The 13,496-nt window shown below is 68.0% G+C and carries 12 protein-coding genes and 2 pseudogenes; 9 read left to right on the top strand and 5 right to left on the bottom strand.

What is annotated here, in order from left to right; genetic code table 11:
• Window positions 1–207: pseudogene (locus tag ACWEO7_RS35580) on the bottom strand (hypothetical protein); the annotation flags it as partial.
• A 276-nt stretch (window positions 208–483) separates the two neighbouring features.
• On the opposite strand from ACWEO7_RS35580, the pseudogene ACWEO7_RS35575 reads away from it, so the two are divergent.
• Window positions 484–774, top strand: a pseudogene (locus ACWEO7_RS35575) (Bcr/CflA family drug resistance efflux transporter); the annotation flags it as partial.
• Here the strand turns inward: ACWEO7_RS35575 and ACWEO7_RS35570 are convergent.
• On the bottom strand, window positions 737–1,480 hold the full coding sequence (locus tag ACWEO7_RS35570; RefSeq protein ID WP_452429798.1) for an IclR family transcriptional regulator: 744 nt from the start codon (window positions 1,478–1,480) through the stop codon (window positions 737–739). The pseudogene ACWEO7_RS35575 and the gene ACWEO7_RS35570 sit on opposite strands and share 38 nt — an antisense overlap.
• Window positions 1,481–1,974: 494 nt before the next feature.
• Here ACWEO7_RS35570 and ACWEO7_RS35565 point away from each other — a divergent pair, with 494 nt between their 5' ends.
• Window positions 1,975–2,220, top strand: a complete 246-nt coding sequence (locus tag ACWEO7_RS35565; RefSeq protein WP_452429796.1) for a hypothetical protein — start codon at window positions 1,975–1,977, stop codon at window positions 2,218–2,220.
• A 178-nt stretch (window positions 2,221–2,398) separates the two neighbouring features.
• On the opposite strand, the gene ACWEO7_RS35560 is transcribed toward ACWEO7_RS35565, so the two are convergent.
• A complete protein-coding gene (locus ACWEO7_RS35560; protein WP_355075525.1) occupies window positions 2,399–2,539 on the bottom strand; it encodes a hypothetical protein in 141 nt (46 codons plus the stop codon).
• 640 nt (window positions 2,540–3,179) lie between these two features.
• Between ACWEO7_RS35560 and ACWEO7_RS35555 the strand changes: the two genes are divergently transcribed.
• The 4 genes from ACWEO7_RS35555 (at window position 3,180) to ACWEO7_RS35540 (ending at window position 7,680) form a co-directional block, all read left to right on the top strand.
• Entirely contained in the window at window positions 3,180–5,123 is a 1,944-nt protein-coding gene (locus ACWEO7_RS35555) for a glycoside hydrolase family 15 protein (RefSeq protein ID WP_452429794.1), read from the top strand.
• A 114-nt stretch (window positions 5,124–5,237) separates the two neighbouring features.
• Entirely contained in the window at window positions 5,238–5,873 is a 636-nt protein-coding gene (locus ACWEO7_RS35550) for an MspA family porin (RefSeq protein ID WP_452429792.1), read from the top strand.
• Window positions 5,864–6,205 (top strand): hypothetical protein, encoded by a 342-nt coding sequence (locus ACWEO7_RS35545; protein WP_452429790.1) that lies wholly within the window; start codon window positions 5,864–5,866, stop codon window positions 6,203–6,205. Before ACWEO7_RS35550 ends, ACWEO7_RS35545 begins: the two co-directional genes overlap by 10 nt.
• 416 nt (window positions 6,206–6,621) lie before the next feature.
• Complete coding sequence (locus ACWEO7_RS35540) at window positions 6,622–7,680, top strand: LLM class flavin-dependent oxidoreductase (RefSeq protein ID WP_356965927.1); 1,059 nt, start codon at window positions 6,622–6,624, stop codon at window positions 7,678–7,680.
• Between the two features lie 54 nt (window positions 7,681–7,734).
• On the opposite strand, the gene ACWEO7_RS35535 is transcribed toward ACWEO7_RS35540, so the two are convergent.
• Window positions 7,735–8,766, bottom strand: coding sequence for an aldo/keto reductase (locus tag ACWEO7_RS35535; protein ID WP_452429788.1), 1,032 nt, complete (start codon window positions 8,764–8,766; stop codon window positions 7,735–7,737).
• Window positions 8,767–9,133: 367 nt separating this feature from the next.
• Here ACWEO7_RS35535 and ACWEO7_RS35530 point away from each other — a divergent pair, with 367 nt between their 5' ends.
• Both ACWEO7_RS35530 and ACWEO7_RS35525 read left to right on the top strand, forming a co-directional pair.
• A complete protein-coding gene (locus ACWEO7_RS35530; protein ID WP_452429787.1) occupies window positions 9,134–10,348 on the top strand; it encodes an LLM class flavin-dependent oxidoreductase in 1,215 nt (404 codons plus the stop codon).
• 11 nt (window positions 10,349–10,359) lie between these two features.
• Window positions 10,360–11,727 (top strand): NtaA/DmoA family FMN-dependent monooxygenase, encoded by a 1,368-nt coding sequence (locus tag ACWEO7_RS35525; RefSeq protein ID WP_452429786.1) that lies wholly within the window; start codon window positions 10,360–10,362, stop codon window positions 11,725–11,727.
• Window positions 11,728–11,863: 136 nt separating this feature from the next.
• On the opposite strand, the gene ACWEO7_RS35520 is transcribed toward ACWEO7_RS35525, so the two are convergent.
• A complete protein-coding gene (locus ACWEO7_RS35520) occupies window positions 11,864–12,721 on the bottom strand; it encodes a MerR family transcriptional regulator (protein ID WP_452429784.1) in 858 nt (285 codons plus the stop codon).
• A 122-nt stretch (window positions 12,722–12,843) separates the two neighbouring features.
• Between ACWEO7_RS35520 and ACWEO7_RS35515 the strand changes: the two genes are divergently transcribed.
• Complete coding sequence (locus tag ACWEO7_RS35515) at window positions 12,844–13,338, top strand: DUF6764 family protein (protein ID WP_452429782.1); 495 nt, start codon at window positions 12,844–12,846, stop codon at window positions 13,336–13,338.
• The last annotated feature ends 158 nt before the right edge of the window (window positions 13,339–13,496 follow it).

The following is a 13,496-nucleotide window of genomic DNA, read 5'->3' as shown; positions in this document are numbered from 1 at the left end:
GAGCACGGCGCCGTTGGCGGCCTTGATCTTCAACAGCCCGTCCTCGACGACCATCGAGCCGGCATCGGTCGTGACGATGGACTGGGTATCGGTGGCGTGGGCCGTGAAACCGACCGCGTCATCCGCGCCGGGCTGGGCACCGGCGGAGCCGGAAGCGATCCCGACCGCGGCGACGAGCCCCGCGGCCACCGTGACGATTTTCCTCATCTTGTTTCTTTCCTCTCGGCTCTCTCCTGGGTGTCGGCGCGCCGAGTGCGCCGGATGCCGGGCGCGGACAGCGCCAGGCAGGTCTGTTTGTCGATGATGTGCTGTGTGGTTCCGGTGCGACCCACATCACTTCCGTGGAGGAAGTAGTCGAACGGTGCCCGAGCGCATCGAGCCACGTCAAGCCGTTCGGTCCACTCAGCTGACCGCTCGGCCGAAAATATTCGCGGGAACTTCGCCGCCGGTTTGCTCAGCGAACCTCATTCGTTTTCCGAACCGCTCGCCTCGCTGTGGGCGACCGGTTTCGTGATGCCGAACGCGCCCGCGCCGGCCCTCTCGCGGCACGGCGCGGTGGCGGGCACGGCCGCCGCGATGGTCGGCCTCGCGCAGTTCGGCGCGGCCGCCGCGGTCGCACCGGTGGTCGGGCTACTGGGCAACACCGGTGTCACGGTGGCGATCACGATGACCGCCTCGGCGACGTTCGGGTTCCTCGCCCTGGCGGTGGTGAGCCGACGGCGTTGCGCCGCGTGCGCTATGCCGAGCGCGCGAGCGAGCCGAGTGCCCGGTTGATCCCGATACCGGCGGACTTCAGCGGCCCGGCCATCCGGTCGAGGTTCATCCGTGCGGTGGTCGTGGACATCCCGACCGCCCCTACCAGCACCGAATGCGGCCCGAACACGGGGACCGCCGCGCTCACCACGCCCAGAGACATCTCCTCGGCCTCCACCGCGAGCATGTTCTGCCGGACGGTGTCGAGTTGGCGGTACAGATGCGCCGCCGAGGCCACCGTCCGTCGCGTGAACGCCTGCAGTCCGTTTTCCACCACCTGCGCCACCACATCGGTGGCTGAGAAGGCGAGAAGCGCCTTGCCCGTCGCGGTGGCGTACAGCGGCAGCCGTCCCGCGACCCGGGACGGTATCTCGACCGCGCCGTGGCCGGAGAGCTTGTCGATGTACAGCACATCGAGACCGTCGCGGATCGCGAAATGAACCGTCGCGGCCGTCGCGGCATGGAGTTCTTGCAGGTACGGCAGGGCGGCGTCCCGGAGCACCCGTTGCGTCGGCACCAGCTGCCCCAGTTCGAACAGACGCAGGCCGAGACGGTATTTCGTCCCGGATCGTTCGAGGACACCCCACTCGACCAGAGCGTTCGCCAGCCGATGCGTCGTCGCCTTGGCGACTCCGCTGCGCCGGGACAGTTCGGTGAGCGACAACGCCACCGACTCGGCGTCGAAGGCTTCCAGCAGCAACCGCGCCTTGCCGAGTACCGATTGCATAGTCGAGCGCCTCCAACGAACCCAGGCGGTCCACTCGCCGGACCAAGTCTGCACACACCATACCGTTGCGTATTCGTCGCTGAACCGCAGCCCGCGCCCCGCCGCACGCGCGCGAAAGCAGGCACAGGCAGGGTAGAAAGTCTGCGAATCCGAGTTCGCTGACGGGTTCCCAGGACGTATATACATCTGTTACATTATCGATGCGGAGCCTATATAAACACGTGCTGCTCCTTCGTCCGAACGACAACGACGTCACCGGACATCCGACCCGACAACGACGTCGGCAGGCCGACAACGGCGTCGGCCACAAACGGATCCACCAGACAGCGCCTCGAGTTCTCCCCCATGCATCGCTCGCGACGGTCCAGCAGCGGCCGGCGCCTGCTCGCGCGGCCGTCCGACGTTCCGGCCGATTCGCGCCGCGCGGCACGCAGACGGATCACTCGCGGCGACGCGCCACCCGATCGGACATTGAGCCGGAGGAACCCATCGACATGCCGATCCCCTTTCTGAGCGGGTTCGATTTGATCGCCGCACTCGACGTGCGCAATGTCGAAGCGCATCTCGCCGAGGCCGTCGAGGGCTGTACCGCGTGCGCCACGACCGCCAAGCCGGGGCCCGGCTGCCCCGCAGGTCTCGCCGCACAGATCCGCAATGCCGCGACGGCTCCGCTGACGGCGGTCGAGATCATCGACGGGCTTCTCGCGCTGCGCCGGACGCCGCAACCGGACGGCGCGTAACGCACGCGCACGCGCGCCGTCATCCCGGAATGACGGGGTTCGGAGGACGTCCGCGAATCCGCTCCGCGCGGGCTGGGACAAGGAAAACCGGACCGCACGCTCCCCAGGCCGCACGTGCCGTGAGCACTGAGGAGTTCAGCCGGTGAAGTCCACCGGGGCCGACATCGGGCCGGGGGGATCAACTCGATGTCGTGGTCTGGGTTCGGGGGAAGCGGTGGCCCATGACATCCGCCCACCATGCGCTCAAACGCGACTCGGGCCAGATGATCCGGTCTCGATCTTCATCGTCGGTGCCGGGCACGTTCGCGTCCTCGATCACGATGTAATTCCTTTGCGCCGTCCAACCTTAGGGGCCCCTCGTTCTCGTGCGGCGCAAGCGATTTCATGACTTTGTCGAACCGGCCGGTGGACGAGCAGCGGGGGTGCCCCGATCACATACCGGCGCGACCGCGCTGTCGAGCCGATACGTGCACCGGGTACCACCCCCCGACACAAACAAACCGTTCTTTCGGTGCCAGCTGCCCGCGCGCTGGTCGGCCACCCGCTAACGAATCCTCGTCGCGGCCGAAGCGGAGTTCGACCGCATCGCCGACGCGGCCACAGACCCACATTCCCGCCGCCGACGACGCCATCCGCCGGATCATCGCGGGAAAATTCGCCCAGATCCGCCGCGGCCATGCACGCCACCCGCACCACCCAGCACAACATCACCGAACGCCGCGCCGCCACCGTCACGGCCGCCCGACGACTGGTCGGCCCGGAGGCAACCCGAGCCGACGGCGGTCGCTAGATCTCGGGGCTTGCCGATCCAGCCCACGAGGTGGTGGGCTGATGGGAGCGTCGCAGCACTCACGCCTCGATACCGCGCACAGTGTTCTCCCGAAGAAAGGCGGTGCACCAGGTACTCGCCGGTGGACGACCGCCGGACGGTAAGCCCCGAGACGACGACGGAGAAACGCATGGACGAGATCGAAGCCACACCGCGGCTCACAGCGTTCCCACGCATCGACGACTACGGGTTCATCTCCGATTGCGAGGTCACCGCCTTGATCGCGCCCAGCGGTGCCATCGAGTGGATGTGCCTGCCGCGCATGGACTCTCCCAGCGTCTTCGCCGCGATACTCGATCGCTCCGCCGGCTCGTTCCGGTTCGCTCCCGCCGACTTCGTGGTGCCCACCGATCGTCGCTACATCCCGGGCACGATGGTCATGGAGACGAGCTGGCGCAGCGGCGAGGGCTGGGCGACGGTGCGCGATGTGCTGCTGGTCGGGCCGTGGCGGCACCAGAAACCCGGCCGCAGCGCCCACCGGCGCACGCCCACCGACTACGACGCCGAGCACATCCTGCTGCGCACGGTGCACTGCGAGACCGGGCAGATCCAGTTCGGGCTCGACTGCCAACCGGCCTTCGACTACGGCAGGCATCGCGCCCGGTGGGAGTACCTCGGCAGTTATCACCTCGCACAGGCCGGCGCCGACGGGACCGATCTGCAACTGACCTTGAGCACCGACATGCGCTTGGGTCTGGAGGGCACGCACGCGGTCGCCCGCACCCTGTTGAAGAAGGGGGACACCCGGTTCTGCGCGCTCGCCTGGGGCAGTCGGGACGCTCCCGGCGACGTCGCGGAGGCCGAAGAGCGGCTGCTGCGCACGATCCACCACTGGCGGCACTGGCTGGCGGGCGGGCGATTTCCGGACCATCCCTGGACCGCCGAACTCACTCGCAGTGCGCTCACGCTCAAGGGATTGACCTTCGCTCCCACCGGAGCCATCGCTGCCGCCGCCACCACGTCGCTACCCGAAACACCTGGTGGCGAGCGGAATTGGGACTACCGCTATTGCTGGATCCGCGACTCCGCCTTCGCCTTGTGGGGCCTGTACACGCTGGGTTTCACCTGGGAGGCGAACGACTTCTTCTCCTACATTCTCGACCTGACCGAAAATGCCCGCGACATGCAGATCGTCTACGGCATCGGCGGCGAGACCGATCTCGCCGAACAGACCCTCCCCCACCTGCGCGGCTACGACAACGCGGGCCCGGTGCGCATCGGCAACGAGGCCTACCGGCAACGCCAGCACGATGTGTGGGGCGCCGCGCTGGACGCGGTCTATCTCTACGGCCGCCATCAAGATCAGATCGATGCGCGGGCCTGGCCGCTGCTGGGCCGTGCGGTCAAGAGCGCCCTCACCTACTGGCGCGAGCCCGACCACGGCATCTGGGAAGTCCGCGGACAGCCCAGGCACTTCACCTCGAGCAAGGTCATGTGCTGGGTCGCCGCCGACCGCGGCGCCCGGCTGGCCCGCATCCACCAGGACTTCGCCCGCGCGCACCGGTGGCAACAGGCGGCCGACGAGATCCACGCCGACATCTGCGCACACGCGGTCGACTCCCGGGGGGTCTTCACCCAGTACTACGGCAGCACCTCGCTGGACGCTTCGACCCTGCTCATCCCACTGGTACGTTTCCTGCCACCCGAGGACGAGCGGGTGCGCAACACGGTGCTGGCCATCGCCGAGGAACTGACCGAAGACGGTCTCGTCCTGCGGTACCGCGTCGACGAGACCGACGACGGATTAGCCGGGGAGGAAGGCGCTTTCACGATCTGCTCGTTCTGGCTGGTATCGGCGCTGTCGGAGGTCGGCGAGAAGAAGAAAGCCAAGCAGCTGTGCGAGAAACTGCTCGGCTACGCCAGCCCCCTCGGCCTCTACGCCGAGGAGATCGATCCCCGAACCGGCCGACACTGGGGCAACTATCCGCAGGCGTTCACCCACCTCGCCCTGATCAATGCCGTCATGCACGTCATCCAGGACGAGCAAGCGATCCTGCGGCAGGCACTCGGCGGTGAATCGATCGCACCGCGACTGGACGACGCATCGCTCACCCGGGGATACATCCACCGCTGACCAGAAACCTGATCGGCGAAACCCGCTGCGCCCCAACGGCGGACGGCCTTCGCGCCGCCACGTCAGCGGAGTCGGTACTATCGCGTTCGACTGTTAACAGGACTAAGGATTCCATTGAAGGGCTCGACGATGGCGATGCTCGGCATCGCCGCGACCGCGGCATTCGGCATGACCGCCGCCCCCGCGACCGCTGACCCAGTGGCAGACAAATCTCGTGTCGTCGGCACCGAGGACGGCTGGGAGGTGCGGATCAGCAAGACCGCCGAAGACGTCCAGCGCGTACCCAATCTCGCCGCGACACCGTTCACCAGGGAAGGATTCGTCACCTTGTCGGCCGCGGCCGACATCGGCGGCGAGGGCCGGGAGGCGGTGAACTCGGGAACGCTGCAATTGGGATACCAGATCGGCTGCCAGATAGACGTTTCCAACGGCCTGACCGTAGGCATCTCCGCGGCTATCGGCCCGAGCGCCACGGTGACCGTCGCCCCCTCGCCCGGCCTCGGGGTCGGCGGCAGCGCGCTGGCCCTGCCGAGCATGTCGACGACCATCAAGCCGGGCACCATCAACAGCATCACGCTGGGGACGAAACCGCTTGCCGGACCGCACGGCTCGATCTCCGTCGATCAGATCCAGATCAAGATAGATGCGTGCGCGGGCGCGGTGAGCCTGCGCTCGTTCGCGATCGTGTCGATATCCACGGCGACGGCGGACAATTCGGTCGCGATCTACGGTGACCCGATATGGCTGTGACGCACGGGCGAGCGCCGCGACGCTGGATGGCGCCGATCGGCGTGTCGGTTTCGCTGATCATCGCCGCCGCCACCGCCTCCGCCGAGCCGATCGTGCCGGTCGGCCCGGGAGCGAGCTGCGGCGAACCACCCTCCTCCGCCACCGCTTGCGGCAACGACAAGCCCGTACCCGGGACGCGCGGCGGGCCTGCCGCGCCGCCACCGGCACTGCCGTTGCAAGTGCTGGCGCCCCCGCCCGCCAAGTCGGCACCCAATACCAATACGCCCGCCGGTGCGCTGGTTCCGCCCGCGCCGGGACCGGGCTCGGGCACCCCGATCGTTCCGGTCGAATAACCGACGGGCCGGTCGCGGTTGCTCCGCCGGGCACGGCGACCGGCCCCGTCGATTCACCGCGAGCAGGATTGCCCCGGGACGTGCGCGCACAGATCGGCTCCGACCACTCGCTCGCCCGCACAGCGGCGTGATTCCGCCGCTTCTCCCCCGGTCGACGCCAGGATCTCTCCGGGACTGTGATCCACCGGAAACCGACATCCCGCAGGGCATATCGGCCGCGCTGGAATCTGGATGAATTTATTGCTCATCGCAGCGAATCGTCGCAGCTCAGGAGCGGTCGTCCAGAGTGAACGACGCGGGCTGTGAACGGCCTACGGCCTCGTTCGAGGTCGATAATTCCGATGTCCGAAGGCTGGTCGACCCGCCAGTCGGGTGATTCGCCGTTGATCACGCCCACCGAACAGGAATCACCGCCGATGAGTTTCCTTTGGTACATCCCGAATCAGGTCACGCCGGGACACCGCGGCGACACCATCGTGGCCGACCACAACAGCCTCGACACCCTGACCGCTCAGGCGAAGGCGCTCGAGGAGCACGGGTGGCAGGGCGCGTTGCTCGGGACCGGGTGGGGTCGCCCGGACACCCTCACCGTCGCAACGGCTCTCGCCGCCAGGACCACGAGTTTCGAGCCGCTGATCGCGATCAGACCGGGCTACTGGCGTCCGGCGAACTTCGCATCGGCCGCGGCGACCCTCGACCACCTCTCCGGCGGCCGGGTGCGGGTGAACATCGTGTCGGGTAAGGACGATCTCGCGGCCTACGGCGAGACCGAGGGCGATCAGGCCGAGCGTTACGCCCGCACCAAAGAGTTCCTCCAACTCGTCCGTCGGCTGTGGACGGAGGAGAACGTCACCTACCGGGGTGAGTACTACCAGGTCAGCAATTCCACCGCGCTGCCGAGGATCGTCCCGCGCGGCGAGCGCCGCCACCCGAAGCTCTACTTCGGCGGTGCGTCGGAGGCCGCGGAGCGGGTAGCGGCGACCGAGGCCGACGTCCAGCTCTTCTGGGGCGAGCCCCTGTCGGGAGTCAGGGAACGGATCGAGCGCCTGCGGTCGCTGAGCGAGGAACTCGGTCGCGAGCATGCGCCACTGGAGTTCGGCCTGCGGGTCACCACTTTCGTCCGCGACACCACCGAGCAGGCCTGGGCCGAGGCGGAGGCGAAGGTCGCGGAGATGGCCGACAACCACCACGCCCCCGTGCCGAACCCACATCGCCGGACGGCCGTGGGACAGCAGCGACTGCTGGATCTGGCCGCGAAGGGCGAGGTGCTCGACGACAACCTCTACACCACACCGGGGAAGTTCGGCGCGGGTGGCGCCGGGACCACCTGGCTGGTCGGCTCCCCCGAAGACGTCGCCAAGTCGCTGCGCAAGTACCAGGATCTCGGCATCACGCACTTCGTGCTCTCCGACACCCCGTATCTGCGCGAGATCGAGCGCCAAGGCAACCAGCTGCTTCCGTTGCTGCGAGATTGACGAGATCGAGACGGGACAGCGCCCGCGCTGCCCCTCCCGACCGCTTGCGCGAGGTCAGAGTTTCAGGCCGGTCCCGTGCACGCCGTGCTCGTCGATGAGGGCGAGTTCGTCGTCGGTGAACGCGGGGAAGTTCAACGCCGCGATGTTGTGGTCGAGCTGCGCGGTGGAACTCGCGCCGATCAGCGCCGAGGTCACTTCGGGGCGCCGCAGCACCCACTGCAGCGCCAGCTGCGCGAGCGACTGGCCGCGTGCCTGGGCGATCTTGTCGAGCGCGGCGGTGCGCAGCCGGTAGGTCTCGTCGATGACGTCCGGCGACAGGAAGCTGCTGTTGTGTGCCCGCGCCCCGTCGGGAATCGTCTCCAGGTACTTGTCGGTCAACAGGCCCTGGGCCAGCGGCGAGTAGACGATCGCGCCGAAGCCGTCCTGGCGGGCGGTGTCCAGCAGGCCGTTACGTTCGGGGCGGCGGTCGTAGATCGAGTAGCGCGCCTGGTGGATCAGCAGCGGGACGCCCGCCTTCCGGAGCAGCTCGGCGGCCTCGTGGGTCCGGTCGGGCGCGTAATTGGACAGGCCGATGTACAGCGCCTTGCCTTGTTGCACCGCGCTGACCAGCGCGCCGACCGTCTCCTCCAGCGGCGTGCTCGGATCCGGGCTGTGATGGTAGAAGATGTCGACGTACTCGGTGCCCAGGTCGCGCAGGCTGTGTTCGAGCGAGGTGAGGATCGACTTACGCGAACCGCCCCTGAGGTAAGGGCTGGGCCCGATCGGGTTGCCCGCCTTGGTCGAGAGGATCAGCTCATCGCGATAGGGGGCGAGGTCCTTGGCGAGCACCGCCCCGAAGTTCTTCTGGGCGGCGCGATGCGGGGGACCGTAGCGGTCGGCGTTGTCGAAATGCGTGATGCCGAGATCGAAAGCGTGCAGGATGATCTCGCGTTGCGTCGCGAACGGGTAATCGGTGCCGAACTTCTGCCACAGGCCGAAGGAGAAGGCAGGAAGGTCGAGGCCGGAGTTGCCGGTCCGGCGGTACGGGACCTTCTCGTACCGGTCGTCGGCGGCGGCGTAGGTCAGATCGAAGGGGCCATAACTCATCGGTGTGTATCTCTTCCTTTCGATGCGTGATCACGGAGAGTGGACCACTTCCGTCCCCGCCGTTGCGACCGGTCGGCTCACGCTGATCGAAACCCATGGTCGCCGGGCACGGCCACCAGGGGTATTTCCCCTCGATCGAGCTGATCCGAATCGTTGACACCCCGTGCGCGATGACGGTCGTGCCCGTGCCCGTACCGCCGCTCACCGCCGTGGCCACGTGTTATCCGAAGCCACTGATTCCCGCGCGGCGACCGGCCATTGATTCGGCCGAAGCCGGTGATTCCCGCCATGGTCATCGTCGGGCGGGTACGCGCCGGTTCGCGCGTTGCACGGCACGACATTCGCGCATGGAGAGAAACGGGAGACGATGGCACCGAAACCACTGCACCTCGGCGTCGCGCTCGACGGGGCGGGCTGGCATCCGGCCGCATGGCGGGAGCCGAACTCCCGGCCCGCCGAGTTGTTCAGCCCCGGTTACTGGACCGAGTTGGTCGCGACGGCGGAACGGGCACTGCTCGATTTCGTGAGCATCGAGGACAGCTTGCGAATCCCCGGTGAGCGGCACGCACCGTCGGACGACGCCGTCGATCAGGTGCGAGCCAGGCTCGACGCCCATCTGATCGCCGCGCGGGTCGCCCCGGTCACCCGGCACATCGGGCTCATCCCGACCGTGACGACCACGCACACCGAACCCTTCCACGTCTCCAAGTCGATCGCCACGCTCGATTACACGTCGCGTGGCCGGGCGGGCTGGCAGGCGCGCGTGTCCGGGACGGCCGAGGAAGCGGCCCACTTCGGACGCCGCTCGGTGCGCGATCTCAGCACCGCCGAAATCGCGGAAGCGATCGCTTCCGGGAGCTTTCCCGGCCACGTCCACGATCTGTTCGACGAAGCCGCCGACGCCGTCGAAGTGGTACGGCGGTTGTGGGACAGCTGGGAAGACGACGCGGAGATCCGCGATGTGGCAACCCGCCGGTTCATCGATCGCGACAAGCTGCACTACATCGACTTCGAGGGCCGCTTCTTCAGCGTCCGTGGGCCATCGATCACGCCGCGTCCGCCCCAAGGACAGCCGGTGGTGGCGGCTCTGGCGCACGGCCCGCTGATCTACGAATTCGCCGCCCGCGGTGCGGATCTGGTCTTCGTCACGCCCACGCGCGACGAAGGCCCCGGCCCGATCCTGGAGCAAGTCGCGTCCGCCGCGGCCCGAGTGGGACGCGCCGGTGAGCCGCTGCGGGTCTATGCCGACATCACCGTCTTCCTCGATACCGACGAGGAGCCGGGTCCGCGGCGGCTGTCCCGGTTGAGCGAGCTCGCGCGTGCCGAATTCGATTCCGACGCTGCTGTTTTCGCGGGAAGTGCGGACGAACTCGCCGATCTGCTCACCGACTGGAGCGAGCGGGGAATCGACGGGTTCCGTTTGCGGCCCGGCGTGGCGATCGACGATCTGGCAGCGGTAGCCGACCGGCTCGTGCCCGCGCTGCAACGGCGCGGTGTGTTCCGCACCGGCTACCCGGACGGCTCGCTGCGCGCGCTGCTCGGCCTGCCCACCGACGTCCCCAATCGTTACGCGACTGCCTGAGCGAGGTCACCATGAGCACCCCCCGTAAGCAGATCATCCTGGGCGCCTACCTCGGCGGCGTCAACCATCACACCGCCTGGTGGCATCCGGAGGCGGGCAGCCAGATCGATTTCAGCAGTTTCGAACACACCGCGCGCACCGCCGAACGCGGCAAGTTCGATTTCTTCTTCCTCGCCGAAGGGCTCATCCTGCGCGAACGCGCGGGCAAGATCTTCGATCAGGACATCATCGGCCGTCCCGACACCTTCACCGTGCTCGCCTCGATCGCCGCGGTCACCGAGCATCTCGGGCTCGCGGGCACCATCAACGCCACGTTCAACGAGCCCTACGAACTGGCCCGGCAGTTCGCCAGCCTGGACCATCTCTCCGGCGGCCGCGCCGCCTGGAACGTCGTGACCTCGTTCGACGCCTTCACCGGCCAGAACTTCCGGCGCGGCGGATTCCTCGATCCCGCCGATCGCTACGCCCGCGCCGAGGAGACACTGAAGGCCGTTCGCGCCCTCTGGGATTCGTGGGACACGAACGACATCGTCGCCGACAAGGACGCCGGACGGTTTCTGGTCCGGCCGGATGCCGGGGCATTCGCTTTCCGCGGCAGCCAGTTCGACATCTCCGGTCGGTTCACCGTGCCGCGCAGCCCGCAGGGCAGGCCGGTAATCCTGCAAGCCGGTGTGTCACCGCAAGGACGAGCCTTCGCCGCCGCCAATGCCGACGCCATCTTCTCCCCGTACGGCAAATTGCCCGAGGCGGCGGACTTCTACCGCGACATCAAGTCGCGCGCGGTAGCGGCGGGGCGGGCGGCCGGCGACATCAAGATTCTGCCCTCGGCGAGTTTCGTTCTCGGGGACACCGAGGCCGAGGCGATCGAGAAATACCATGCCGTCCGCAACGAGCAGGTCACCGGACAGACTGCGTTGATTCTGCTGGAGCAGATCTGGAACCGCGACCTGTCCGGCTACGATCCGGAAGGGCCGGTGCCCGGCATCGATCCGGACCCCGACGCTCCGCCGATCATCCAGGGCCGCGCCTTCCTGCATCAAGACCGCTTCGCCACCGCCGAACGTCTGCGCCAGGTCGCCGAGACGAAGAAGCTCTCGCTGCGCGAGGTGGTGATCGATCAATTCGAGCGCGGTCCCTTGGTCGGAACCCCCGCACAGGTCGCGGAGAAGATCGACACTTTCGTTCAGAACGACGGGTCCGACGGTTTCATTCTCGGTTCGCACCTCGTGCCGTGGGGCCTGGACGAATTCGTCGACCGAGTGGTGCCGCTGTTGCAGGACCGTGGTGCACTACGCACCGAGTACACCGGGACCACCCTGCGTGACAATCTCGCCCTGCCGAACGTGCGCTCGGCGAAGACGGTTTCGGCCGACGCCTGAGTTCGCGGCGGCCCGTGGTATCGACCGCAGCGCCCACGCCTGCCACGTCCGGCATCGAACGCCACCGATGCCGGACGTGGCGGCGCGGGAGCGTGGACACTCGCCATCGGTGGGCAGAGGCGGAAGTGACCGGGGATCACGCCCCGTCGGGTCCGGCTTCGCCGAGAACCTCCAAGGCTTCCTCGAGGGTGGCGACGTAGGGAGCCTCGGGCGGTAGCCGGACCGTCGACCAGCCCGGCCCGGCGACCAGCAGCCGCCCCGCCGTCTCTCGCACAGCCCGAAGCGTTCCCGCGGTGGCGGTCGCGGGCAGCTGCGACCAGAGCACGAGTACGCAGGGCCGACCATGGTGCGCCAAGGCTTCGGTCAGAGCCGAGTCGGGCACCGCCGCGCCCAGCAACAACGCGACGACGCCCCGCTCGGCCAGCGCGGCACGCAATACTTCCAGGGGCAACACGTGGTTCTCGCCCGCGGTACAGGCCAAGAGCACCGGCGGCTGCGAACCCGGACGCCGGACCGGCGGGAACATGCGGTGCAATCCCGCGATCACCGCCCAGGACAACAGATGTTCCACTTCGATCAGCCCCCGACCGGCGTCCTGTGCCGCGACGATCGTCCCGAATGCCGGACGGCACAATCCGTTCCACGTCGCGACCACACCGTCGCGCGCCAGCCGAGCCATGATCAGAGTCAGCGCGACATCGGGTTCCAGTTGTTCGGCGGCGACCAGGAGAGCGCTGCGACCCTCTGATGCTCGCGGAGCTTCGGCGAGCGCCTGCTGTGCCGCACCGGCCGGTGTGGCGCCCGCTTCGATGAGCGCGATCATCCTCCGCAAGGTCGCGATGTCGGATTCGGAATAGCGGCGGTGCGCTCCCGGCCGATTCCTCGGCGGGCCGATCGCGTACCGCTGGTTCCAGCTGCGCAGGGTGGCGACCGGAACGCCAAGCCGCTTCGCCACCGCGCCCACCGCGTACCGGGCGGACCCCTGGTCAACCATCGCGGGACCGCATCCGCCGCATGTCTCCGCTCCTTCCGGAAGAAGTCGAATGATGCATCGATTTTGCATCAAAAATGGCGTAGCGTGAAGCCTTGCAAGCCCGAGCACCAAAGGAGGACGTCATGGATCGACTCACTCTCACGCGATCGGTGGGGCTGACGACCGGCGTCGGCGCCGCGTGGCTGGGCATGCTGTTCGCCGCACCCGCCGCTACCGCCGCCCCCGCGGAGTGCCCCGCACCCGGCCTCGCCGCGACGCAGATCGCCGACAGCACCGCCTCCTGCTCGGCGAGCAGTGCCGCGGGCGGCGCCGCAGCGGCCTATGGGTTCGACGCGGACGCCACCGCGGGCGCCGCACCGAACAGCCTGTCCCTGGCCATCGCGCAGAACGGCGGGGTAGCGACCTCGAACTCGACGTACCTGTCGGGCCCTGCCGCGATCGCCATCGGACCCGGCGCGACGGTCACGACCAGCGGCGCGCGCCCAGGGTTGTCGATCGGCATCGCTGGTCCCGGCGCGACGGTCACGGTTACCGGCACCTCGACGCCGACCTGCGCGGGCGGGTTCGGCTTCGCGGGCGACTTTCAGACATTGCAGGGCTGCTTTTCGCCTCGATAGTGCATCGTTATGCGTAGCATCTGAGACATGCGGGTAATTGCCCGAGGCGTGGAAGGGGATCGAGAATGAGACACCTTCTGTCAACCTCAGGCGGCGAGTACGCGTTGGCGGTTGCTGACGTGGGTTTCTTCGTTGTAGGCGGTGCCGCGGGTCAGGCA

The organism is Nocardia sp. NPDC004260 (assembly GCF_053603155.1).
Note: the sequence above shows the minus strand (reverse complement) of the source record. Positions and strands in the feature narration are given on the sequence as shown.